Source organism: Micromonospora fluostatini, assembly GCF_050410825.1.
Taxonomy (GTDB): domain Bacteria; phylum Actinomycetota; class Actinomycetes; order Mycobacteriales; family Micromonosporaceae; genus Micromonospora; species Micromonospora rosaria.
Genome location: NZ_CP191251.1, coordinates 1,149,904 through 1,175,602 on the forward strand (window position 1 = coordinate 1,149,904; position 25,699 = coordinate 1,175,602).

11 protein-coding genes are annotated in these 25,699 nt (G+C 76.0%); 4 read left to right on the forward strand and 7 right to left on the reverse strand.

The genetic code is table 11. The features are described 5' to 3' along the window. The first annotated feature begins 99 nt into the window (after positions 1-99). Positions 100-2,262, forward strand: a complete 2,163-nt coding sequence (locus ACQUFX_RS05200) for a sensor histidine kinase (protein WP_428964876.1) — start codon at positions 100-102, stop codon at positions 2,260-2,262. Then, on the forward strand, positions 2,259-2,918 hold the full coding sequence (locus ACQUFX_RS05205) for a response regulator transcription factor (RefSeq protein WP_428964877.1): 660 nt from the start codon (positions 2,259-2,261) through the stop codon (positions 2,916-2,918). Before ACQUFX_RS05200 ends, ACQUFX_RS05205 begins: the two co-directional genes overlap by 4 nt. Positions 2,919-3,057: 139 nt before the next feature. Here the strand turns inward: ACQUFX_RS05205 and ACQUFX_RS05210 are convergent, their stop codons facing one another. The 6 genes from ACQUFX_RS05210 to ACQUFX_RS05235 are packed head-to-tail and all read right to left on the reverse strand — an operon-like array spanning position 3,058 to position 21,691. Further along, the gene (locus tag ACQUFX_RS05210; protein ID WP_428964878.1) at positions 3,058-5,817 is read right to left on the reverse strand and encodes a peptidoglycan-binding domain-containing protein; all 2,760 of its coding nucleotides are present in this window, start codon (positions 5,815-5,817) and stop codon (positions 3,058-3,060) included. 58 nt (positions 5,818-5,875) lie between these two features. Continuing rightward, positions 5,876-8,983: a peptidoglycan-binding domain-containing protein gene (locus ACQUFX_RS05215; protein ID WP_428964879.1), complete on the reverse strand. Its 3,108-nt coding sequence runs from the start codon at positions 8,981-8,983 to the stop codon at positions 5,876-5,878. Further along, positions 8,980-10,869: a hypothetical protein gene (locus ACQUFX_RS05220; protein WP_428964880.1), complete on the reverse strand. Its 1,890-nt coding sequence runs from the start codon at positions 10,867-10,869 to the stop codon at positions 8,980-8,982. The genes ACQUFX_RS05215 and ACQUFX_RS05220 overlap by 4 nt, the downstream gene beginning before the upstream one ends. Before the next feature lie 13 nt (positions 10,870-10,882). Further along, entirely contained in the window at positions 10,883-15,847 is a 4,965-nt protein-coding gene (locus ACQUFX_RS05225; protein ID WP_428964881.1) for a hypothetical protein, read from the reverse strand. A 19-nt stretch (positions 15,848-15,866) separates the two neighbouring features. Further along, entirely contained in the window at positions 15,867-18,080 is a 2,214-nt protein-coding gene (locus ACQUFX_RS05230; protein ID WP_428964882.1) for a hypothetical protein, read from the reverse strand. A 2-nt stretch (positions 18,081-18,082) separates the two neighbouring features. Continuing rightward, complete coding sequence (locus tag ACQUFX_RS05235; RefSeq protein ID WP_428964883.1) at positions 18,083-21,691, reverse strand: DUF6603 domain-containing protein; 3,609 nt, start codon at positions 21,689-21,691, stop codon at positions 18,083-18,085. A 441-nt stretch (positions 21,692-22,132) separates the two neighbouring features. On the opposite strand from ACQUFX_RS05235, the gene ACQUFX_RS05240 reads away from it, so the two are divergent. Then, on the forward strand, positions 22,133-23,794 hold the full coding sequence (locus ACQUFX_RS05240; protein WP_428964884.1) for a bifunctional 3-(3-hydroxy-phenyl)propionate/3-hydroxycinnamic acid hydroxylase: 1,662 nt from the start codon (positions 22,133-22,135) through the stop codon (positions 23,792-23,794). Between the two features lie 64 nt (positions 23,795-23,858). On the opposite strand, the gene ACQUFX_RS05245 is transcribed toward ACQUFX_RS05240, so the two are convergent. Beyond that, entirely contained in the window at positions 23,859-24,761 is a 903-nt protein-coding gene (locus ACQUFX_RS05245) for an AraC family transcriptional regulator (protein ID WP_428964885.1), read from the reverse strand. A gap of 160 nt (positions 24,762-24,921) precedes the next feature. Here ACQUFX_RS05245 and ACQUFX_RS05250 point away from each other — a divergent pair, with 160 nt between their 5' ends. Beyond that, complete coding sequence (locus tag ACQUFX_RS05250) at positions 24,922-25,695, forward strand: SDR family NAD(P)-dependent oxidoreductase (protein ID WP_428964886.1); 774 nt, start codon at positions 24,922-24,924, stop codon at positions 25,693-25,695. The last annotated feature ends 4 nt before the right edge of the window (positions 25,696-25,699 follow it).

Sequence of the window (25,699 nt, forward strand, 5' to 3'; positions counted from 1 at the left end):
CGGCCGGCGGTCACCGCCGGCCGGCGTGGCGGCGGCGCGACCGGGTGGGCGCGCGGTGGTGTCGGGGCGGCGGTTCGTCGGTGCCGGGAAGGCGGACGGGTGAGGCATGATGCGTGCGGCGAGATCGACCCGACCGGATCCGAACCGGAGCCGGCCGGCGGCCCGGCGGTGGAGGACGCGATGGCGGTGGCCGGCACTGACCGGGCTCGGCCGGTCGTGGCGTGGCTGGCGCTCACCGTCACCGGCGGGCTCACCGTCGGCGCGGCGGTCGCCTGGACGGTCTCCGCACCGCCCTGGCCACCGGGGACGCTCTGGTGGCTGGTCGACCTGACCGTCGGCGCCAGCTACGGGCTGGCCGCCTGGCTGACCCTGCTGCGCCGGTCGCACCCGGCCGCCGGGCTCATGGCGCTGGTCGGGGTGGCCGCTGCCGGCTCGGCTGCGGCGGTCGGGTGGGCGACGGCGGCCCACCGCTGGCCGCACCTGTGGGCACCGGAGGTGCCGTCCGCCGGGGCCGGGGTGCCGGCCTGGTCGGCCCTGGTCGTGGTGCTGCCGTGGCTGCTCCCGGTGCGGCCGGTGAACCGGTCGACGCGGATCGCCGTGGGAGCCGCCGTCGCGGTGCCGGTGATCGTTGCGACCGTGGCGCACGACTGGGTCCTGCCGGCCGGGTGGGGGCCGGCACAGCTCACCGGGCCGACCCGCGACGCGGTGGGGGCGGCGCTCGGGGCCTGGCTGCCCCCGGTCCTCGCGCTGCTCGGGTTCGCCGCCGTGGCCGGCGTGCTGGCCCGCCGCCGGGCCCTGCCGCCGTGGCAGCGGCACGGCCTGGGCTGGCTCGCCGTCGGCACCCTGCTGCACGCGCTGGCGTTGCTGGCGTCCGCCCTCCACCCGGTCCTGCCGCTCGGTGTCCCGGCCCCGGCCGCGCCGCTGCTGATGCTCGCCGCGCAGGCGTTCCTCCCGGCGGCGGTGCTGGTGCTGGTGCTGCGCCAGCGGCTGTGGGCGCTGGCGCACACCGTCCGGTGGACCCTGGTGTGGGCGCTGACCACCGGGCTGCTGATGGGCGCGTACACCCTCGGGGTGGTGGCGCTGGGCGCGCTGTGGCCGGCCATCTCGGTGCTGCCCGAGGTGCTGGTGACCGCGGCCCTGGCGGCGGTGTTCCACCCGGTGCGCCAGTGGGTGCAGCGCCGGGTCGACCGGCTGGTGCACGGCGACGGCGGGCAGCCGTTGATCCGCCAGGTCGCCGACCGGTTACGCAGTGCCGACGGAGGGATGCAGATGCTCGACGCGGTGGCCGACGGGATCGCGGACTCGTTGCGGCTGGCGACGGTGACGATCACGGTGACCGGGGACCCTGGGGTGTCCGTGCCCGCGCAGTGGCTGAGCGGTTCGACCCCGGTCGCGCCGGCCACCGCAGCGGGCCCGGCCGGCGGGCCGACGGGGCGGCGCGCGGCGCCGCTGACCGTGCGCCTGGTCAACGGCGACCGGCTGGTGGGGGTGCTGCGGGCGTGGCCGCGTACCGGCGAGCGGGTGGCCGGCCGGACGGCGTCGGTGCTGGCCGACCTGGCCCCGGTGCTGGCCGCGCTCGCCGAACTGGCGGTCGCCCAGCAGGACCTGGAGCGGTCGCGGCTGCAACTGGCCCGGGGCCGTGACGAGGAGCGCCGCAAGCTGCGCCGGGACCTGCACGACGACCTGGGACCCGCGCTGAGCGGGGTGTCGCTGGGGCTCGCCGCCGGGCGCAACATGCTCCGCCCGCACCGGGAGGTGCCGGCGGTCGCGGCGGTCGACGACCTGCTGGAGCGGCTGATCGCCGAGGTCGACCGGCAGACCGTGGCGGTGCGGGACAACGCCCGCGACCTGCTGCCCCCGCTGCTCGACGACGGGGCGCTGCGGCCGGCGCTGGAACGGCTGCGGCAGCGCTACGCCGACGCCGGGCTGCTCCTGCGGATCCGGTCACCCGAGGTGAACCTCCCGGAGCCGGTGGCGACGGCGGTGTACGGCATCGTGGCCGAGGCGGTCCGCAACGTGCACCGGCACGCCGATGTGGACCGCTGCACGATCGACGTGACGGACGGGCCGGACGGGCTGGAGGTGTGTGTGGTGGACGAGGGCAGGGGCATCCCGCCCGAGGCGGCCGTGGGGGTCGGCACCCGCTCCATGCGGGAACGGGCGGAGGGGATCAGCGCCGACCTGACCATCGGTCCCGCCCACACCCGGCCGGTACGCCCGGGCACCCGTGTCCGGCTGCTGCTGCCCGGGAGCCTCCGGTGAGCCGGGACCAGCCGGAGCGGCCGATCCGGGTCGCCGTCGTGGACGACCACCCGGTGTTCCGGCTCGGCATGACCGCGCTGCTCGGCACCCTGGCCGGCATCGAGTGCGCCGGCGAGGCGGTCGACGTCGACTCGGCGCTGGACCTGGTCGCCAGCCACGCGCCGGACGTCGTCCTGATGGACCTGCACCTGGGCGAACGTTCCGGGGTGGAGGCCACCCGGCTGATCCGGGCCCGGCATCCCGACGTCGCGGTGCTGGTGGTCACGATGTTCGACGACGACGACTCGCTGTTCGGGGCGCTGCGGGCCGGCGCGTCCGGGTACCTGCTCAAGGGCGCGGCCCCGCAGCAGGTGGAACGGGGCGTCCGGGCGGTGGCCAACGGCGAGCTGCTGCTCGGCCCGGAGATCGGTGCCCGGGCGGTCGGCTTCTTCACCCGGGGCGCCGATCCGACGCCCTTCCCGCAGCTCACCGACCGGGAACGGGAGATCCTCGACCACGTGGCGCAGGGGCTGGGCAACGCCGCCATCGCGCACCGGCTCGCGCTCAGCCCGAAGACCGTCCGCAACCACCTGTCGAACATCCTGGTCAAGCTCGGTGTCGGGGACCGGGCCCAGGCCATCGTGCGGGCCCGGGAACACGGCTTCGGCCGGCGCTGAGCGGGCCGGCCCCGGCGTGACGTGCACGACCCGGCCGTTGCCGGCGCACGGAACGGCCCGGTCCCGCCGCCCGGCCGGATGCCGGCCGGGCGGCGGGACCGGGTCACCGTCCGGTCGACCCGCCCGAGGCGCGGGCCGTCTACTCGTCGACCTCCGGGGGCCACAGCTGCGCGAGTTGGAACGAGCCGGCGACCGGCGAGAGACCGGCGTCGCCCGCCGCCACGGCCACGCTGGCACCGAAGCCCGGTGGGTACGCCGGGGCCAGGTCCACGAGCGCGGCGGTGAGGGCCGCCTGGGCCGCGTCCGCCTCGGCGCCGGTACGCGGGTCCAGCAGGTGTGGCCCGGGGCCGTGCACCGCCTCGAAGACCGCCCGGAGCGCGTCCTCGACCCCGTGCTCGCCCAGCACCTGCTCCGGTACGGCGGTGTGCCACCGCAGCAGCGCCGCCACGGCCTGCTCGCTGGTGAAGACCTCGCCGAGGGTGGCGTCCCGGGACGAGTCGGACCCGTTGCGCACCACCGGACCGGTCGGGATGCTGCTGCCGGGGTAGCGCCAACTGCGCTGCCGCAGCCGGCCGATCCGCCGGACGGCGAACCGCCACATCGTCCGGCGCAGCCCGTCGGTGGTGCGCAGGGTCATCACCAGGCGGTGCACCGTGTGCCAGCCCCGCAGGTGGTCGAGCACCTGGTCGTCGGCGGGGCCCAGCGGCAGCAGGTCGTACGGGTGCACCCGGCCCTCGGCGTCGCGCAGCCCGTACAGGGCGAGCCGGCCCGCCTCGCGGGCGCGGTGGCCGGCCTCACCGGTCGACCAGGCGTCAGCCGGCCACCACGGCTGCGCCGGCCAGATCCCGTACTGGCCGAGGTCGCGCTGATACCCGGCCGGATCGAGGAACTGGTAGTAGGCGAGCAGGGCGGCCAGGTCGCCGAAGCCGTCGGCGCCGAGCGACCACCGCAGCGGTCCCAGCCGCAGAAGGTCTGTGCCGCTGGCGTCGACCGCGTCGAAGTGCGTCCCGCCGCCGGCCTCGGCCACCGCCCGGATCACCCGGTACGTGCTCAGGTCCTCCGGCAGCGGCGGTGGTGGTGGGTTGTCCTCGTACTCCGGCGGGATCCACGCCGGGGTGAGCGCCAGCTCGGGCCAGAGTGCGGCCCCGGTCACGTCGGGACCGCCGGGTGCGCCGGTGCCGGGGCCGGGTGCGGCGTACCGCCCGAGCGCGACCCGGCCGGGACCGCCCGGCAGCCGCCGGGCCGCCGGGATCGGGTACCGCTCCAGGTGGTCGGTGGCGTACACGCCGAGGGTCGGGTCGGTCCCGTCGGCCGGGTGCCAGAGGTTCGCCGTGACGACCTCACCCGGCACGGTGCCCTGCATCCGGTACGCGTCCACGGTGGCGGCGTTGCGGGTGCGCCGGGCCTCGCCCCTGACCGGCGTGAGCCAGGCGGCCAACACCGTGGCCGTGTCGGGGGTCAGGCAGCCGTTGATCAGGCCCTGGTAGCGGCGGACTGCCAGCTCCCGGGCGTGGCCCACCGGGTTGCCCGCCTGGTCCCGCCACACGGTGTACACCTGGGCCAGCCGTGCCGAGATCTGGAACTCGCGCAGGGCCGACGCCGTCTGCGGGCCGAAGCTTCCGGACGGGTCCGGCGCGGTCGAGAAGCCGACCGCGGCCAGGTGCTCCTGGAGGTCGCGCACGGCGGTCCGGGGTGGGACGTCGCCGTGGACCACGCCACCGTAGCGGTGTTCGGCGTCGTTGTCACCGATGCGCAGCATCTCCCCGCCGTACCCGTGGATCGCCTGCGGGTTCACCCGCCACGAGCCGATGTGCCAGCCGTGACTGGCCAGCCCGTCGCGCAGGAACCGGGTGAACCGCGCGACGACGAGGTCCATCATCGCCAGGCCCCACTCGCTGTCCAGGTCGGAGGAGGGGATCTTGAATTTGGACCACATCATCGCCGAGACGGCACTGCGCACGGACGCCGCGATCGCGCTCTCGGCCTGCGGGTCCAGCGTGACCGTGCCGGTGGTCTCGTCGTAGGAGTGCGGGATCGCCGGTTGCGACCGCCGGACGAACAGGTGGAACCGGTTGTCGGAGTGCAGCACCCGCCGGTCGGGCGGGGTGCCGTCGGCGCCGGTGCCGGGTGTGCCGGGGCCGTAGTAGCGGCGCAAGAGGTCGGTCAGGGGGGTGGGCAGCGTCGGGTCGAGCGTTTCCATCTCGGGCATGAAAATGATGGCATCCATGTCGCCGAGCATGTCGTCGACGGCGCACCGACCGGCGGCGGCATCCAGCCAGGCGGTCGGCACCGCCAGTGACTCCGGATCGGTGGGCTCCTCCCACCCGTCGCCGGCCGCTTTCTTGGCCTTGCGCCGGGCCTCGTTGTACCCGATCCACCACGAGGCGAGGTCGCCGACCCAACTGAACAGCCCGTACGGATCAGTGTAAGTGCCGAGGGCGATCCCGTAGATCGTCAGCCCGTTGAGCGCCCTGTCGGCGCAGACCCAGAAGTGGGACAGCTCGACCGCGGGGCGCAGCCGGCCGTCGGGGCCATCGCTCCAGGTGCTGACCGAGCCGGTGCTGACCAGGCCGTCGAGGGCTTCCTGCGTTCCGTGCTCTCGAATGAGCGGCGCGAACCTCCAGCCCGGGTGGGAGTTGAGCAGTACGTCGAACTCCGGCTGTTTATTGGTGAGCCCGTAGTGCAGCATGCGGATCCGCTGCGCGGTCTCCTTGCTGTCGCCGATCGTCGACTCGACCTCGGACAGCCAGTCCAGGTACTGCTCCAGGTAAGGGCTGAAGGCCTTGTACTCGCGGCGCAGGGTGACGGGGCCGTCGATCCAGCGGCGGCCCTCTTGCGGCAGCGTGTGCAGCGCAGTGGACAGGACGACGGCGACCGGGTCGGTCGTCTCGGTGCTCATGATCCTCCCTCGGCCGGTACCGGCCCTGGTGGTGGACGTCGGGGGAAGGGCCGGCGGCTCACGGCGCGGCCGGCCCGGCGGGGCGTTCGTCCGGGCGGACCAGCCACAGCCGGGCGGCGATCATGTTCTGCCACTGGGCCGTCGTGACGTGCGGCGGGGGCGGGGTCAGCGGGTCGGTGTTGCTGCGGGTCCACAGGGCCCGGGAGTCGGCGCGCCCGAGCGGGGCCAGGTCGGCCAGCGGCGGGTCGGGCGCCAACCCGAGCAGCGCCCGCTCCTGCTGGTGGAGCCCGATCAGGGTCTGCCGGAGGTCGAAGTAGTCGGGCGAGACGATGCAGCCCGCCGATCCGGTGCTGGACGCCGCGTCGTCCCCGGTGTTGGTGTGCCCGTCGTGGAACCGGATGAAGCGCTTGCCGTCGGGGTCGTCGCGGACGTGCAGCAGCGGCGCGAACGGGTGCCAGGTCGGGTTGACGCCGGGCAACGGCCGGGGGTTGCTGATGTCGTCCAGGTAGTAGCGGCCGTGGGCGACGTGGTCGTTCTCGCCGGGGGTGACGATCTTGATTGAGTAGTTCTTGAAGGCGTCACCGGACCGGTACGACAGACAGTCGTAGTGGGTGTTGCCCCGGATCGCCGACCGGTTGTCGTCGTTGTACCGCCAGGCCGAGTAGCTGGTGAACGAGTACGCCGCGTGCTGCCGGCCGCCGTGCACGACGAGGGCCACGCCGCCGTAGTGGTCGGTGCCGCGCTGATCGGGCCGGAACCCGGTCGGGATCGGGTCGAACCGCCCGCCGACGCCGGCCGGGATCTGCCAGGCCGACGACTCGCCGTCGAGGGCCGGCTCGCCGTCCAGCGTCAGGGTCCGGGTCGCCAGGTCACACCCGAGGATCCGGTACGTCGCCGAGGGGCGGGCCACGTCGGCGGGCAGGTGGATGGTGTCGGCATTGAGGTTGAGCAGGGTGAGCCCGGCGTCGCCGTCGAGGATCACCTGGTTCGCCGCCGCACCGGGCCGGGCGCCGGTGCCGACCAGGTGCGGCCGTTCGCCGACCGGGTCCACCATGACGATCTGCGGGCGGCGGCGCAGCAGCCAGGACTGGTCCGGCCCGACCAGCTCCGGGTTGCCGTGCACGGTGACGGTCCGGGTGGCCGCCTCGACGCCCGCCACCCGGAACCACCGCTGCGCGGCGGGCGCGGTGCCGGCGAGGAAGAGCAGGTCCCGGTGCGGCCCGTTCGCTCCGTCCGACCGCCACACCCCGGCCAGGTCGGCGTCGCCGTCGAGGCGCAGCCGGAACTGGTTCGGCGGATGCGGTGGCGCGGGTGTCGCGGCGGTCCCGGCGGGGTCGAGCAGGTCCACCCGGTGGTACCCCTCGTCCTCCGGCGGGCGGGGCACGTTGCGCCCCACCATCTCCCCGGCGTCGCGCGGCAGCCACGGGTCGTTCACATTCAGGTAGAACTCGGTGACCGCCTCCAGGTGGAAGAGGTTCCCGTCGGCCACGTCCAGCACGTACGGGGGCTCGCCGCCCTCGTCGACGGCGAAGCCGGCGCGCACCATCAGCCGTCGACGCCACAGGGCCTTCTGCGCGTCGCCGACCTGCCGCCACTGCGCGGGGGTCAGCGGGACCCCGTCCCGGGCCGCCACCAGCGTCGACCACGGGTACAGCTCCCGGGCGGCGCGGGTCAGCACGGTGGCGGCCGGCAGCCCGGTCAGCGTCGGCCGGACGATCCGCTCCGCGTCGGGCACGCCGTGGCGGCCGGGCTGCCGCCAGAGGTCGATGGTGCCCGCGGTCTCCTCGTCCAGCCGGCCGTGCGGCAGGCCCAGGTGCCGCCGGTACGCCGGGCCCCGGGATTCCCCGGCGACCTCGGCGCGGGTCGCGGTGACCTCCCGGTGGGCGGCGACGGTTTGCAGCTCGCGCAGGGCGCTCTCGGTGGCCGCGTCGAACCGACCGGTGACGGCGACGGCGAACCCGAGTTCGGTGAGGTCCCGCTGGAGCAGGGCGACCGGGGTCTGTGCCGGGTCACCGGCCCGCACCCGCCCGCCGAAGCGGCGCTCGGCGTCGCTGTCGCCGTGGCGCAGGTGCCAGCCGCCGTAGCGGCCGAGCGCCGTCGGGGCGGCCGGCCAGTCACCGGCGGTCCAGCCGTCGCCGGCCGCCCCGGCCAGCAGGACGCCGGCGAACCGGTCGACCAGTTCGGTGAGCATCGCCGCGCCCCAGGCGCTGTCGAGCGCCGCGACCGCGTCCGCCGCCGCCCACGGGGGCCAGGAGCGGCCCAGGTGCTGCCGGATGACCAGGAACATCGCCGCTCTCGCCACCGGCGGGCGCAGGGCGGCGGCGAGCCGGGCCGGGTCGGACTCGAGGGGGACCGGTGGCGTGGCCGCGTCGTACAGCAGGCGGAACCGGTTGCGCGCGTGCCGTTCGGTCGGGTCCGTGGTGGCCGGGCCGGCCGGGTCGTAGTACCCGGCCAGCAGCGTGCTGACCGGGGTGGCCGGATCCCAGGTCGCGGCGAGGTTCAGCCCGTCGACGACCGCGAAGAGCCGTTCCACCCCGGCCCGTTCGGCGGTCGCCTCGGCCAGCCACTGCCGGGGGCGGGCCAGGTCGGCCGGGTCCTCGACCCAGGTGCCACCGGCGTCCCGGGCCACCTGCTCGGCGGCGCGGCGGCGCAGCTCGTAGCCGAGCCACGCCTCGGCCAGCAGGCCCGGCCAGCCGAGCAGCGCGGCCCCGTCGTACACGGCCCCCTGGGGGGTCGGCTCGCCGAGGCGCTGGTCCAGCAGGCACCAGATCGGGTACGTGTCGACCAGCCGGGGCGCACCGGTCGGCCCGACGCCGATCTGGAGCCGCCCGGTGCGGTACAGCCCGTTGAGGGCCGGGCGGGGGACGTCGGCGACGGTCAGCGGTGTCCGCGCCCACGAATGCGCGTCGGCGATCAGCTCGTCCGGCTGCCAGGTCTCCGGCGGCTCCCCACCGGCGACGAGCAGCCGCATCCGGCGCACCACGTCCCGGGGCTGCCAGGGTGGCTGGTGCGGGCCCGCCTCCACGGCCGCCAGCCAGGACCGGTAGCTGCGCCAGCCCGCCAGGTGGGCGCGCTGCTCCCCGGCCAGGGCGGTGGGGCCGAACGGCCACCGCTCTTCCGCGCGGGCGCGCAGCGTCTCGATCGCCTCGACGACGGGGGCGGTCACGACTGCTCCGCCGGGGGCCGGGCCGGCACGTCGGGCGCGGGTGTGCCCGGCCCCGACGGTCGCGGTACGGCCGGCGGGCCGCCCGGCGCGGCCGGGCCGGGCAGGCCCGGCGCGCTGACCGGGCCGGGCCAGAGCACGTCGTGGTACCGGCCGCTGGCACCACCGCCGCGACCGACCGTGGCCCGCCGGCCGAGCCACAGGTGCTGGCGGCCGTCGGTCCAGCGGGCGTACTGCCAGGCGCGGGTGAGGTGGGTGCCGGCCCGGGTCACCTCCTCCCGGTGCAGCCGGTGCTGCCGGAGTTCGCCGAGCAACCGGCCCCAGGGCACCGGGGCGGGCGACCCGTCCAGCGGCGGGACGGTGCCGACGTCGAGCATCTGGGCGGCCTGCGGCGACGGGTCCAGCGGGAACCAGTGGCCCGGGGTGTCGGTCCGCAGCCGGTAGCGCAGCGGCAGGTCCGGGTCGGCGGAGGGGGTGACGGTGCCGCCGGTGGCGGCGCGGCCGGCGGCGTGGCGTTCCGCCCGGTCCACCGGTCGCCCGTCGGGGCCGCCGGCGGTCGCCTCGACCGCCCACACCTGGTTGGCGGTCTCGTCGCGCAGCAGCCAGACCTCCTCGACCGGGGCCGAGTCGTGGCTGTCGTCCAGGGTGGGCAGCAGCGTGAAGGTGCTGTCCCGCAGCAGCAGTGGCCGGGTGCCGCCGCTGAGCGGGTCGTGCACGCTGTGCTCGTAGATGGCGAACTCGGCGCCGCGCGCCGCCGACCGGGTGGGCGGCACGAGCATCCGCTGCCCGAAGGTGTCGTGCACGACGAGCGACGACACCCGGCAGACCGAGCCGACCTCCATCGCCACCGGGAACAGGAAGAAGTCGTTGCTGTAGACGGTGGCGTACTCGACCAGCAGCATGGTGGCGATGCTGTCCCCGGAGGCCCGGACGCTGCCGAAGTCGACCGCCGCGTTCTCGAACTCCCACCACCGGGCGGCCGGCATGCCCCGGAACGTGACCGGCGTCGGGATGCCCGCCGACAGGAACGGGCGGACGGTCCCACCCGGGTCGCTCGGCACGGCTCCCAGCGACCCGCCGGGCACGCTGTCGAAGGCGTACCAGTCCAGGCTGCCGGAGGCGTACTCGTCGGTGGTGAGCACGAACTCCTCCGCCCCAGCGGCGGCGGGGGCGGCCAGCGACACCTGGTACTCCAGCCGCTGCGGCGACCAGGTGGGCAGGTCCGGCAGGGCCCGCCCGGTCACCCCGTCGTACCAGGCGAGGAAGCGCAGGGCCGCGGCCCGGATCGGCAGCGGCGACGCGCCGGCCAACGGCGGCTGCGCGGGCAGCATCGGACGTTCCTTACCGGTCGGGCGCAGCGCCGGGTCGAGGGCGGCGAACAGCGCCACCCCGTCCGGCACCCGGGCGGCCAGCAGCCGCTCGCCGGCGGGCAGACCCTCGGTGGGGATCGGGTACGTGGCCAGCAACCCGGCGAGGTAGCCGGCCTGGCTGTCGGCGGTCACTCCGGCGGTCTTCCGCTCGGCGGCCAGCAGGGTCAGGAAGTACCCGCCGGCCCGCAGGGCCAGCTCCCGGCCCGGCTCGGTGCCGACCACCGCCGGCTCCGACTCGACCAGCGCCTCCAGCGGCACGGTACCGACGTCGTACCGCAGCCCCTCGGCGCCACCCGGGCCGGTGGGCGGCGGCCCGGGACGCAGCCGGGTCAGCCCGGTGACCGTGCCGCGCAACCGCGCCCAGACCGGGGTGCCGGCGTCCTCACCGGCGAACTCACCGAGCTGCCACTGCCGGGTCAGCAGCCACAGGGGATCGGCGACCCCCGCCTGCAGGCCCTCCTCCCCGGTCCGTTCCCGGGCCACCGGCTCCAGCCGGGCCCACCCGTTCTGCATGCTCATCGTCTCTCCCCGTTCACAGATCGGTGGTGACCCAGGACATGACCTCGTACGTGAAGGCCCCGACGAGCTTGTCGGACGCGTCCTCCACGCTGTCGCCGTGCTCCCGCGGCCCCTGCACGGCCAGGGTCACGGGCACCTGCCTCCAGTGCTTGACCTTGGGGATCGGTTTGCCGCGGTCGTCGTACTCGACCGGCGGCTTGGGTCGACCGGGTACCGCCAGGGTCACCGTCACCGTCGCCGTCACCGTGCCCGGCTCGTCGTTCGAGGTCATCCCGATCACCGTCAGGCCGGACCCGGGAACCGTGAAGGTGACCGGCGAAGCCGGCGGCGCCGGCAGCAGGTGGTGGCCGCGGACCTGGAGCACTGCAGTGGTGGCGTACTGGTCCTGGCGCACCACGGCGGGGGTGACGCCCGTGATGGTGATGCGCGGGGTGACGAGGACTTTCCGGGTGGCGACGCCACCCCGGTTGGTCAGCCGCAGTTCGTACTCGCCGAGCGGCGGGTAGCCGGTGCTGGTCTGTGCCGCTTTCAGTTCGAGCCGGGCGTGCTTCTCCGACTGGCTGAGCACCCGGAGCTGCAGCTCTGGCCGGTTGACGGTCCACTGGCTGTCCAACAGTTCGTTCTGCAGGTTCTTGCCGGTGACGGCGATCGTGATGGTGCGACCCTGCCGGATCTCGGTGGCAGTTGTCTGCGTGGTCTCCAGGTAGAAGTTGTCGATCTCGGGCTTGCCGGCCATCTGCGGCACACCGAAGGTCGCCGGCACCGACGCCAGCCGGGCCACGTCCACCGCGCCGGGCGCGGTCGCCGGCCACAGCGGCAGGTACGCCAGCGACCCCAGAATGTGGTCGGCGCCGAGGTCGACCCGGTCCATCGACCGGGCCTTGACCAGGTCGATCGTCTCGTTGACGGTCGCGGTCAGGTCGTCGAGGGTCCAGGTGCCGCCGGCCGGCCGTGGCGAGACGGCGAGCAGGACGGCCTGCGGCGCCTGCGCCCCCGGCGCGTCGTAGTGGTACGCGACCGCCGTCGTCTCCCGGCGGGCCGGCACCACCTCGCCCCACTCGTCGAGCAGCAACCCGGCGAGCGAGCCGGTGCCGGCCGGACCGGCGCCGACCGCGACGAGCGAGGTCACCCCGGTCGGCACGGTGCCGGCCGGGTCCAGCGGGGGCAGGCCGACCCAGCGCCGGGCGGGTTCCCCGGCGGCCGGCGCGGGCACCTGCCCGATCGTCAGGTCCAGACCCCACCCGGTGGCCAGCGCCTGACCGAACCGGCAGGCCGTCTCGACCGCCGCGACCGCCGGCCGGATCCGGGCCGCCCGGGCGAACCAGGCCAGCGGCTCCTGACCGGCCGGCGCGGGGCTGACCGACGTGCCGGCGAAGGCCCGGCCGAGCTGGGTCGGGTCGGCCGGGGTGAAGCGGGGCACCACCGGGAAGTCCGCGCCGAAGACGGCCCGGAGCAGGTCGACCCAGTCCGCTGCCCGGCTGGCCCGCGCCGCGATCTCGTCCGCCGCCACGCTGCGGCGGCGCACCTCGGCGTACCCGGCGAGGACCTGGGCGGTGAGGGCGGCCACGGCGGTGGTGGAGGCCTCGGTCGCGGGCTGCCCGTCCGCTCCGGTGGGGTCGAGGGCGTGCCGGGCCACGGGCACCACGCCGGGCACGCCGAAGGCGGTGGCGGTGAGCAGGTGCCCCGCCGCCGTGGCGAGATCGGCGACCTCCTCGGCGTGCCCGTGGTCGTCCGGGTCCCCGACGGCGTCGCGCAGCGCCGCGCGCAGGGTGGTCAGGCCCAGGTGGGCCACCGTCGCCCGCTGCCGCAGCTCGTCCAGGAGCACGCCGTCCGGCTCGTCCTCGTCGGCCGTGCCGCCGACCACCAGATCGGCAGCGGCCAGCGGGCGGGCGGTGGAGAGCACCGCCGCGACCGAGCGCACCACCTCCAGCAGGTCGGTGAGGTACACCTGACCGGGGGAGAGCGGACTCGCCGGGTCCGGCAGGAGCCGCACCCCGGCGTCCGGCCCGACGCCGGCCGGGCGGCGCACCGGGTCGAGCTGGTGCCAGGCGAGCCGGCTCTCGATCCCGGCCGGGTCGTCGGCGTACCCGAGCAGCTCCAGCGGGTACGGCAGCGCCTCGCCGAGGGTGACCCGGCGGGTCGGGGCCGGCGCCGCGCCGGTCGCCGGGCCGGCGAACCCGACGTCGGCGACCACCCGCTGCGCGGGGCCCAGCACCGCCGCCACCCAGGCGGCGAGGGCGGGCTCGGCGGTCTCCCGGGGGCCGACCTGCCACCCGCCCGACCCGGCGCCGAGCGGGGGCGCGTCCAGCATCAGCAGGAGCCGGTGGGTGATCCCGGCGCCGGTGCGGGGAGTGCGGACCACCTCCAGCTCCGGCGGGGCGACCCCGTCGACCTTGCCGATCGCCAGCGCCGCGGCGGCCCGCTGGTAGTTGCCCTGCACCGTGTGGTGCAGTCCCTCGGCGACGGAGAGGTCACCGACCGCGTCGAGGGCCTCCCGGGCCACCTCGATCGCCGGCGCGACGGCGGTCAACCGGGGCAGCCCGTCGACGCCCCACCGGAGCTGCCCGGCGGTGTGCGCGGTGAGCAGCGCGACCCCGTCGACCACCTCCTGCTCACCGGTGTGGCCGGCCAGCGCGGCGACCGCCCGGCGCAGGGCGGGGATGACCGCCGCCTGCCCGGTGTCGTGCAGGGCCCGCTCGATCCGGTACCCGATCAGCGCCGCCAGGGTCTGCCCCTGGCGCAGCCCCTCGACGACGGCGGTGCCGAGCCGGACCCGGCGGGAGGAGAGGTCGAGGGCGAACGGGCTGGTCCCGGTGCCGTCGGCCTCCTCGGCGTGGTTGAGGTGGCCGGCGCGCAGCACGGCGGCGGTCGCCGCGTGGGCCACGCTCGGCGCGTGCAGGTAGCCGGCGTCGCTGGCGCGGCGCAGCAGGCCGGGCGCCTCACCCGGCGGGATCTGGTCGGCCGGTACGGCGACGTCGTGGCTGCCGGGGGCCAGGTTCTCGACGAAGCCGTACCCGCCGAGGGCGAGCCCGGCCGTCGGGTCGGCGCGCAGCCGGGCGAGCCGCCGGGTGGCCACCGAGGTGGCCCAGGCGTCGAGCCGGAACCCGGCCAGGTCCAGCGCCTCGCGGGCGGCCAGGTCGACCACCGTGGCCGGTCGTCGGGCCAGGTCGTCGAGGGCGGCGAGCAGCTCGGCGTACCGGTCCAGCGGCGGCGGCTCGACGGCGTCGCCGAAGTGGCCCCGGGCCGGGTAGTCCCGCACGTCCGGGGCCGGGCCGGTGGCGACCAGCCGGGCCGCGTGCCGCAGCAGCAGGTACAGCACCGAGTCGGCCGGCTTGCCCGGCCAGCCCCCGGCCTCGACGTCGGCGGGCAGGGTGGCCAGCATCCGGGCCCGCAGGGCGGCGAGCCACTCCACGGTCTGCGGGGTGAGGTCGGCCGCGACCGTCGGCAGGTGCCCGTCCCAGGCGGACGCGGAGGTGAACGCCTTGATGAAGTCGAACGGCATGAACGGCGGCACGTTCAACGTGCTGCTGATCCGCCCGTGCTCGGTCCGGGCGTCGACGGTCCGCTGGATCACCTGGGCCTGGTCGAGTCCCTCGAAGCTGATCGCCGTGTCGATCCACGGGCTGGCACCGAAGACGCCGCGCACCGCGTAGCCGTCGGAGACCGGGCGGCGCTTGAGGATGTCCAGCACCGGCCTGGTGTCCGGCCTGCTGGCGGCGACGGCGGTCTGCCAGATCGGGCGCAGCCGGCGGACGAGGTTGGCGACCTGGGCGCCGGTGGGGTCGCCCGGGTCGGCCTGGTAGCGGTCGAGCGAGACGACCGGCAGCACCCCGTACGGCTGGTTGCCGATCCGCAGCGCGGCCAGCGGGCCCCGGGCCCGGACCCAGTCCACGAAGTGCCGCCGGTACGGCTCCAGCCGGGTGAGACCGACGCTGGTCAGGATGCCGTTCAGCAGATAGCCCCAGGTGGCGGGCCAGAGGGCGGCGTTCATCGCCTGCGCGTCGCGCGACTCCCGCCCGTCGGCCCCCTCGACCCTGCCGAACACCGTCCGGGGTACGCCGAGCGCGGCGGCCAGCCGGGCCCCGTCGGAGCCGTCGCCCGCCACGTCGGGCGCCAGTTCCCGGCGGCTGGTGGTGGCCGCGAGTCCCGCCTCGCCGAGGCCGGAGGGGCCCCGTCCGGTGTTGTTCGTCGGGGTGCCCTGGGCGACCAGCGCGAGCCCGTCGGTGTAGCGGTGCGCGGTGAGCAGCGCGGCGAGGTCGGCCGCGCCGCGCGCCGGGGCGGTTCCGCCGGGCTCACCCGGCCGGGCCTCGACCCGGACCCCGAGCACGACGAGCCGGTCCAGGACCAGTTGGGTGGGGCCGAGCGGGACCCGCAGCAGCATGCCGTTCGCCTCGCCCTCGGCGGGGTCGATCATCCAGGCCATGCCCGGCGGCACGTCGACGGGGTCGGGCCGGTGCCCGGAGGCGTCCGGCGGCGACGGAGGCGCGGGCGTGACGGCCTCGTCCGGCGGCGGGCTGACCGCGAGGTCCCGGGGGACCGGTGCGGCCTCGTGCCGGAAGACCACCTGGCCGGCGCGGTACCCGAGCACCACGAAGCGGTCCGGCAGCGCGCGGGCGCGCACCGGCTCGGACCACATGGCCGGACGGTCGCCGAGGGTCTCCCCGTCGGGGAGCCGCCGGGCGAGCCAGGCGGCGCGGGTCTCGCCGAACTGTTCGACGAGCCGCGCCCACGCGGACACCACGTCGGGCGCGTCCGGGTCGAGACGGTGCCCACCGGCGGCGATGAACTCCGCGCGGGCCTGCGCCTCGACCGGGGCCAGCCCCGGCTCGTGCGCGTCGAAGTGGAGCTGGTCGGGGTAGACCCGGACCAGCAGGTCGGCGCCGGGCTGGCCGCCGGACCGGGGCAGGTACCGGGTCTCGATCCGGTACGGCAGCAGGGCGATCGGCGTACCGGTGGGCACGGTGGTGATGTCGGGCATGGCGTCTCGTTCTCCGGCCTCAGTCGGCGGTGAGCAGGTCGGCGGCGTGGATCAGCACCCGCAGCGGCAGCCGCAGGGTGCGGCGGGCGACCTCGGCGGCGGTCACCCCGGCGCCGGCGAGCGGGTCGCCGGTCGGGGGCGGGCCGAACCGGGTCTCGGTGGGTTGCTCGGCGAAGACGAAGAACCAGCCCGGGGCGTCCGTCCGCCCGGTCGCCTGGTCCTGGGTCAGGTCGAAGCCGAAGTAGCGCAGGTCCGTGCCGAGGGCGCCGCCGAAGATCGGGTACGCCACGGTGCCGGCGACGGTCTCGTCCGCCGGGACGGTCCGTGACGCGGCGCGGACCGCGTAGACGGCCGTGCGCGGGTGCCGGCGCAGCAGCTCGCCCCGGACCGCCAGGACCAGGCGGGCGGGGTCGCCGGTCACCACCTTGTCGAGCCGCCGGTCGGCCGGCCACTGGTCGATCGGCGGCACGTCCGGCGTACCGTCGCCACTCTGGCCGCGCCGGTCCCAGAAGTGCTGGAACAGGGTGGCCCGGTCGGCCAGCGGAAAGTCCCGCCAGCGCAGCTCGCTGGCGAGTTCGGCGGTCAGCCCGGCGAGGAACGCGGCGACGAAGCGGGGGTTGGTCTCCAGCGCGACCACGCTGTCCGGCGGGATCCGGTCCGCGCCGGGCAGCAGGAACTGCGGCGCGAGCCGGGCCAGCTCACCGGCCATCGGGGTCGGGAAGGCCGGCGCGATCCGGACCCGGTCCGGCTGGTCGGTGCCGGTGGCCCCGGTGAGCCGACTGGCCACCCGTTGCTTGACGGTGCGGGCCGGTTCGAGCGCGCTGGTCAGGGCCGCGACGTCGGCCGGCGCGACGGTGACCGGGGCAGGTGGGGCGGCCCGCCGGGCGATCGGCCCGCGTCGCCGGCTCACCCGCCGGTACGCGGTGGTGGTGACCACCCCGGCGCCGGCGGTGAGCCCCAGCGGCGCCGTCAGTTGGGTCAGGGTCAGCCCGTCGGCCGGCAGGCCGGTGAGCCGGCGGGCGTGCAGGGTGCTGTTGACCGTGGTCGCCAGGTCGCTGGTGGCCAGCAGCTTGTTGACCGGCCGCACGTCGCCGGCCTGCTGCCAGGCCGCCGCGACCAGGTCCTCCTGCCGGTCCCGCACGACGGCGGCGGCCAGCCCCGCGACGCCCCGGTACCGGGGGTCGAGGTTCAGCTCGGCGAGCCAGCCGGGGTCGCCGGGCGGCACCGACCGCCGGCCGGCGTGCTCGCCGCCGTACAGCGGCGCGGCGCTGCCCGGCCCGGTGCCGACGAGCGGGGCGAGGGCCTGCCGTACCCAGGCGGGCGGGTCGGTGTGACCGCTGCCGGGGCGCACCAGCGCGCCGTCGAACGCGGGCAGCGGCGTCGCCCCGGCCGGGGCGGTGAGCCCGCTGCCGGCCAGGTCGAACGGCCGCCGGCCGACACCCTCGGGGGCCGGCCGGAACCGCAGCGCCCGGACCAGGTCGGCGAAGCTGTGGCCGGCGCCGGTGCTGAACTCCCAGTGGTGGTAGACCGGCAGCGTCACCTCCTGGTCGGTGGACGTCCAGGCCGGCCCGGTGCCGTCGGGCAGCGGCAGGTTCAGCCCGGCCGCCCGGCCGACGGCGAAGGTCGGCACGAGGCAGGCGTGGTAGCGGGCGTCGGGACGCAGCGGCGTGGGGCAGACCAGCCGGGCGACGGTCCGCTCCGGGGCCTGGCGCAGCACCTGCGCGGCGGACTCGCCGGGGGCGAGCGCACCGACCAGTTGCACGTGCGCCCAGGCCCAGGAGTGGGTGAGGTCGGGCAGTTCGAGCCGGGCGTCGGCGGGCGCGCCGATCTCCAGCACGGTGGTGTTGCGCAGCCCGTCGGTGCGTAGCCGGACCCCGGGCTGTTGGCGGACCGCCACCAGGCACAGCCACGGGGGGAGCCGGTCGGCGGCCGGGGGCAGCGGGGTGAACAGCCAGGGCAGGGTCGGCGAGTCGAGGTCCAGGGTGGGGTAGTGGTCCGGCTCGAAGCCGAGCGTGCCGGGCGGCGGGTCGGTGCGCAGCACCTGGTGCGGGGCGAGCCCGGTCACGTCGCCGGGGCCGAGCATGGCGACGTCGACCTCGCCGAGGGGCTCCTCGTTGAGCGACGCGCTGACGGTGACGTGGCCACGGCGCGGGTCCTCGTCGGGTTCCGGCGCGCGGAGCCGGTTGGCCAGGCCCTCCCTGGCCCAGGGCAGGAAATGGTAGGTCGAGGACACGGTCACTCCCGGGGGACGTCGTCGTTGTCGATGAGCTTGCGGAACCCGCCGGCCCCCTGGGCGGCGACCGCCTCCCGGGCCTCGGCGTACCGGGCCGGCGGTCGGGCCGGCGTGAGCACCGCGAGCGTGCCGTCGGTGGGCGGGGTGGCGGTGACCACCGCGTACAGCGGCTCGGCCAGCCCGATGTCGGAGGCGGGCCCGGCGAACGCCCGCGCGCCCTGCGCGCCGGCCCCGTTGACCGCCGCCGCGCCGGCCCCGGCCTGGACCTTCATCCGGTCGTCCGGGATCGGCCGGGTCACCGTCTGCCCGGTCGGGCCAGCACCGGGGGTACGGGTGACGATCTCGTCCTCGGTCCGGGCGGCGACCGAGCGCCAGGCCGGCGCCGGGGGCAGGGTCAACGCCGAGTCGTCGACACGGAAGCCGGACGTCCACCGCTCGAACGAGGGCGCGGAGAGCTTCTCCATGTCGTCCATGTCGAGGTACTCCGCCGGGGGGAAGAGGTCGTCGACCGGTGTGGACCGGGCCGGGGCGTCGTCGAGCACGACCCCGCCGACGGTGAACCGGCGCACTCCCCCGGTGAGCGCCGCCGTGCCGTACCGGTCGACGGTCACCTCCAGCGGGGCCACCTTCTGCCGCACCGTCAGCGACCCGAGCGGGTGCACCAGGACCCCGGCGTCGACGGTGGCCGACTCGGCGAGGGTGACCAGCGGCCCGGAGCCGGTGGGCGGCTCGGCGGTCCAGTTCGCCGGGTCCGCCAGCGCCGCGCGGACCTTGCCCGCGAGGTCCACCCGCACCGGCGGGGCGACGGTGGGGCGTTTGCCGACGGTGACGTCGAACCGGATGGAGTGCCGGCCGAGGAAGGTGAAGCTGGCCCGCCCCACCGCCCGCCACGGGCGTGGCCCGGTCAGGCTGCCGGCGAGCTCCACGGCGAGGACCGGGTCACCGTTCCAGGTGAGCGCCACCATCGCGTAGATGTCGATGGCGAAGGAGAGCGGATCGAGCACGATCAGCGCGTCGAAGCTGAGCACCGCCGCGATGGCGAAGGTGCCGACGATCGGGACCGAGATCCCGGCGTACAGGTCCAGGCGGGCCCCGAACTGAACGGTGTTCGAGGTGACCGCCAGGTACGACGCCAGCCGCAGCCGGGGGTTGCCGTCGCCCAGCGACAGGGTCAGTCGCTGGAGCGCCGGGACGGTGTCCGGCTGCGGGAACCGGGGGTGGAACCCCCCGATGGAGACCAGGAACGAGGGCCGGTCCCCCCAGTTCGCGCGGACCGCCATCCGCCCGGTGAGGGTGAACCCGGCGATCCGGGAGTCGCGCAGCACCCCGTCGATCGCCAGCGTCCGCTCGCCGAAGTCGAGCGCGCCGACCAGGTCGACCTGGATCAGCACCACCGGTTCGGTGCGGCCCGGCGGCAGCGCGATCCGTAGCTGGCCGGCGAGCACCACCCGCACCGGCGTCGGGAACTCCACGAACAGGCCCAGCCGGGCGGTGAGCAGGCCCTGCGCGCCCCAGGTGAGCTCCACGGTCGGCCCGACCACGTGCTGGCCGACGGTGGTGGGGAAGAACCGGTCGAGGTCCCGGACCAGCCGGGGGGCGTTACCGATCGGGTCGGCCGGGAACAGCAGGTCGTCCAGCGCGCCGTCGGCGAGCCCGTCGCGCATCGCCTTCACGTTCACCGTCCGGTTGACGCCGATCAGGCCGCCGACGCCGGTGAGCGCGAAACCGAACCCGAGCTGAACCGGGGGGAACCGCACCGAGATGAGCACGAGCAGGGAGAAACCGGGGGAGCCGTCCGGCATCCGGGTGTCGAGCAGGCCGACGGCGGACAGCGACTGGCCGAGGAAACTGAGCTGGACGACGCCGCCGTACCGGTCGTCGTCCTGGGCGAGCAGGAACCCGCCACCGGTGACCACCCCGGCGTCGACCGCGATGCCGACCCCGGAGGGCCGCAGGAACGCCAGGTCCACGTCGACCGGGCCGAGCGTGCCGGCGCCGTCGGCCGGGGTCAGCGCGGCCCGCAGCCCGAGGCCGGTGGCCGAGGCGGTGACCGGGCCGAGCCGTACCGTCAGGTCGGTGGTCAGCCGCACCTCGACCCCGGCGGTGCCGACGGGGCCGGTGACGCCGCCGCCGGGCAGCCCCGTGCTGCCGGCCCGCACCCCGACGGTGACGTGGTCCACGTGCAGCGGGCCGAAGGTCGCGCCGACCGGCAGGGTCGACTCCAGCCCACCGCCGCCGGTGAGGGTGAGGCCGCCCTCCGGCGACCAGCGCAGCCCGGCGTCCAGCTCGATCCGGATCGGGTAGGACGGCAGGACCGCGGCGAGGAAACCGTCGTCACCCGGTGCGATCAGCAGGCGGGCGCCGTCCAGGCTCAGGACGAGGTCACCGGTCGGCCCGGTGGCGGTGAGCCGGCCCTGTGCGGCGAACCGGAACTGGTCGACCTCCAGCCGGGTACCGTCCGGTGAGCCGAGGCGCAGGGCCGGCTCGCCGGGGGTGGGACCGGCGTACCGCAGCTCGACCGAGCCGGTCAGCTCGGCCCCGGCCGGTGGGGTGGAGCCGTCGGCGGGCCGGAACCGCGCGCCGTCCCGGGTGACCACGACCGGGGTGACCAGGCCGGTGAGCCGGCCCGCCACGGTCCACGGGCCGTGCTCCACGGTGGCGTCGAGGCTCCCCTGTGGTGCGAGCACCAGGGCCAGCGGCGGGTCGACGGGGTCCTGCGTGGTGTCCCGGGCCAGCCCGGCGGCCAGGTGCAGGGTGGCCTGTCCCAGCGGGTCGACGTCCGGGTCGGCGTCCGGCTCGTCGGGGGTGCCGACCGGCGCCGACCAGGACAGGTGCAGCAGGCGTCGGGCGGCGTCACGCTGCGCCGGGGTCAGCTCCGACCCGGCCGAGTCCACGCCCGGCGTGCCGTACGAGGCGGGCACCCCGATGCCGGTCAGCCACCGCACCAGCGGCTCGCCGAGGGCGTCGGCGATCTCGGCGGGCAGCGTGGGCGGGCCCTGCGGCCCGAAGAGCCGGTCCCGGAGCACACCCACCGGGTCGGCCAGCAGCCGGCCCAGCGGGTCGACCGTGAAGAAGGGCCGCTCCCGCCGGTCCCGGGCCTGCCGGCCGCCGATCGTGACGGGCGCGGTGGCGGTGACCAGCCGCCGGACGCCGAGCATGTCGAGGGCGACCAGCAGGTTCGGCGCGTACAGCGCCAAATGGGCGTCGAGCAGGTAGCCGAACAGGTCGGTGAGGAAGAGCAGGTACGGGTCGGCGTCGTGGTGCGGGGGAGCGGGCCGGCCCGCCGAGCCCGGGGCGGGCGGGGGCCGCCAGCCGTCGAGCAGGTCCACGACGGCCGTGACGGCGGTGCGGATGTCGGTGAGACACGCCGCCGCGTCGCCGAGGTCGTCCAGGCCCGCGTCGATCCGGGCGGCGACCCGGGCCACGGTGTCCCGGCAGCGGACCAGGGCGTCGACGAAGGCGGGCAGGTCGAAGCCGGTGAGCGTGGACACGTCCCAGCCCATGCCCTGCAGCAGCCGGTCGCGGGCCTGGGCGTCGCCGGCCGCGGCGGTCAGGGGACGCAGCAGCGCGACCGCGTGCTCGACGAGGATCGCCGGTACCGGCTGGGTCATGGGAGGCACCGTCCACTGTGGCGGAACCGGTGGTCCACACCGGACCTCGCGGTGGCGGTGGGACACCGGCCCGGCGGGCTGGTGCTGTCGGGCATGGCGACGGCACACCTCTGCGGCATGGTCGAACTCCTGTCGGTGGCTGGCCGGACGGCGCTGGGCGAGTCTGTTCGCGCAGCGGGCCCAGACACCAGGGACAGGCGTCCCGTCCGCCCGGGACACGGCCGGACCAGCCGAAAAGGTGAGGGATCCGGCCTGTTGGACCACCACCACCCGGGACGTCCGGCGCGTCGTAAGATCCGGCGGCCGGTGACCCGGGCGACCCGTGGTCTCCACGCGGTCTGCACGGCCCCTCCACGCCCGTTCCACGCCGCGGTGGTGTCGTGGTCGCGTCCTGGGACGGCCGTGCCGCGCCAGCTCAGCCAGGTTCGAAGGGGTCACCTCATGCGTTCAGCCCAGCGTCCGGGTCACGAAGCGGTCCAGGAGGTCGACGTCGTCATCGTCGGCTGTGGCCCGGTCGGGGCGCTGGCGGCGAACCTGCTCGGCGCCCGGGGCGTGCGGACGCTGGTGGTCGAGCGGAGCACCGGGCCGCACCGTCAGCCCCGGGTGTTCTCCTGCGACGACGAGGCCCTGCGCATCTACCAGCAGGCGGGGCTGCTCGACCAGATCGTCGGCGACCTGCACCAGCCGTCGCGGGTCGACTACGTCAACCACGCCGGCCGGGTCTTCGCCACCGTCGACCTGGCGGAGGTCGACTTCGGGTACGGGCACGCGCCGCTGCACTTCTTCGACCAGCCGTCGGTGGAGCAGGCGCTGCGCGGCGGCCTGCGCCGCTTCGACCACGTCGAGCTCGCCCTCGGCGTCGAGCTGGTCACCCTGCGGCAGGACGACGACGCGGTGCACCTGGTGGTGCGCGACGTGGTCACCCAGCGGTGCCGCCCGGTGCGGGCCCGGTACGTGCTGGGGTGCGACGGGGCGCGCAGCACCACCCGGACGGCGGTGAAGATCCCGCTGTCGGGGGCGAGCTACCCCCAGGCGTGGCTGGCGGTCACCGGCGACGTCACCGGCGACGCCGTCCGGGTGGCGCACACCACCTTCGTCTGCGACTGGCGGCGGCCGGCGTTCGTCTCGCCGGGGGCCCGGGGCGGGTACCGGATGGAGTTCATGCTGCGCCCCGGCGAGATCGAGGCGGACCTGCTCCAGCCGGAGAGCCTCGCCCGGCTGGTCGAGCCGTACGTCGACCCGGCCCGGTTCACGGTCACCAGGGCGTTGGTGTCCACCTTCCACCACCGCACCGCCCGGCAGTGGCGCCGGGGCCGGGTCTTCCTGGCCGGTGACGCCGCCCACCAGATGCCCCCGCTGCTCGGGCAGAGCCTGTGCAGCGGCCTGCGGGACGCGGCGAACCTGACCTGGAAGCTGTCCCTGGTGCTCTCCGGCGCCGCCGACCCGGGGGTGCTCGACACGTACGAGATCGAGCGGCGACCGCACACCGTGGCGATGGCGCGGACCAGCGTCCGGATGGCGCGGCTGTTCCTGCCCGGCAGCCGCCGGGCCGCGTGGCTGCGCGACGCGGCCCTGCGGGCGGCGCAGACGGTGTCCCGGGTGCGCCGGTACGTCCGGCACTTCGAGTTCAAGCCGGAGCCGGCGTACCAGCGGGGCCTGCTGGCCGGCGGTCGGCGCGACGGCGCGGTCGGCACGATGTTCCCCCAACCGAGGGTCGGCACCCGGGGCTCGGCCACGCCGCACCTGCTCGACGCGGCGCTCGGCGCGGGCTTCGCGGTGCTCGGGCGGCCCGGCGCGGTGCCGACGGGTGACCTGCGCCGGCTCCGGCTGCCGGTGCGGTTCGTCGCCGTGCACCCCGCCGGTACCCCGGTGGCGGCGCTGCCCGCCGCGCCGGGGCCCGACCGGGCGGCACCCGTCGCGGTGGTCGACGTCGACGGGACCATCGGCGGCTGGCTGCGCGAGCACCGGGCCGACCTGGTGGTGCTGCGGCCGGACCGGTTCGTCTTCGCCCTGGCGGCGGCCGACGGCCTCGACCGCGTCCTGGCCGACCTCGTGGCGGCGCTCGCCCCGCCGGCCCGCGTGGCGGTGCCCGCCGGCCGGTAGCCGCCGGGCCGGTGCCAGGGCACCGCCGTCGCGTGGGCGTCAGCGAACGGCTGCCGCAGGGACGTCAGGGCACGGCTGGTGCGGGGGCGGGCCCGGCGTCCCGCAGGTGGACGCTGTCCTGGCTGGGCGGCACCCCGAACTGGCGGCGGTACTCCCGGCTGAACTGTGACGGGCTGTCGTACCCCACCCGGTGCCCGACGCCGGTGACGTCGTGGCCCCGGGTGGCCAGCAGCAACCGGGCCTGCTGGAGCCGGAGTTGCTTCTGGAACTGGATCGGGCTCATCGCGGTGACCGCCTGGAAGGCCCGGTGGAACGCCGACACGCTCATCCCGGACATCCGCGCGACCTCCTCCACCCGGAACGACTCCCGGTAGTGGTCGCGGATCCAGCGCACCGCGCGGGCGACGTGGGTCAGGCTGCTGTCGGCCAGGCCGAGCTGCCCGACGGTGGCGCCCTGGGGTCCGGTGACGAGCCGCCAGAGGATCTCGCGGGTGATCAGCGGCGCGAGCACCGGGATGTCGCGCGGCTGGTCGAGCAGACGCAGCAGCCGTACCGCCGCGTCGACGAGCGCGACCGGGGCGTCGCTGACGGCCAGCGCGGACGGGGTGCCGCCGGCGCGCGGGACGGCACCGGCCGGTGCCGTCAAAAGCAGCTCGGCGATCGCCGCCGGCTGGAGGACGAGACCGAAGCCGAGCGCCGGCACCTCGCGGCTGGCCTCGGTGTAGTGGCCGGTGACCGGGAGGTCGACCGAGGCGACCAGGTACTGGCCGGCGCGGTACTCGTACACCCGGTCGCCCAGCGCGAGCGTCTTCGCGCCCTGCGCGATGAGCGCCAGCACCGTGCCGGACATGGCCGAAGAGTTCTGGTACGCCTGCTCGGCCCGGCCGATCAGGACGCCGTCGATGGCGGTGGTCCCGTCGGGGCGGGCGTGGCGGGCCAGCAGCGTGCGGAGTTCATCGAGCGGCACGCCTCGATTGAAGCATTCGCCCCCGGTCGTCACAAGGAGAGGATCAGGCAAGGAGCGAGCAGGATCTTTCTACTGTCATACCTGGTCACAGTGGTCGGATGAAAGCACCTCAATCGCAGGGAGCGCACACCGCTCCACGAATGGACAGGCAGGTGCAACCATGCGGGTCGGCATCGTCGTCGGCGCCAGCTCCGGCATCGGGCAGAGCGCGGCCATCCAGCTCGCCACCCGGGGCGCGGGCGTCATCCTGACCTACCGCGGCAACGAGGCCGGCGCGCGGGACACGGTGGCCGCGATCGAGAAGGTGGGGGGCCGGGCGGTCGCGCTCCGGCTCGACGTCGGTCGCAGCGAGACCTTCCCGGCCTTCCGCGAGCAGGTCGTGGCGGCGCTGCACGACACCTGGCGGCGGGACACGGTCGACCACCTGGTGAACAACGCCGGCTTCGGCGGCATGGCGAGGTTCGAGGACACGACCGAGGAGCTGTTCGACCGCTTCGCGCGGGTCCTGCTCAAGGGGCCGTACTTCCTGACCCAGGCGTTGTTGCCGCTGATCGCCGACGGTGGCGCCGTCGTCAACGTCAGCAGCAGCGCGGCGCTGCCCACCGGTCTGGTCGAGGCCGGGTACTCGGCGTGCGCCACCATGAAGGGCGGCCTGAACGTGCTGACCCGCTGCCTGGCCAAGGAGTTGGCCGTCCGGGGCGTACGGGTCAACGCCGTCGCCCCCGGACCCACCCGGACCCGGCTCGCCGACGCCTCCGGGGTGGTGGGCTTCGAGGCGTACCCCGAGGTGATCCCGGCGCTGGCCGCCCGGACCGCCCTCGGTCGCCTCGGCGAACCCGACGACGTCGGTACCGTGATCGCCGCTCTGGCGGGCGACGAGGGCCGCTGGATCACCGGGCAGGTCGTCGAGGTCTCCGGCGGGTACGACCTCTGACGGT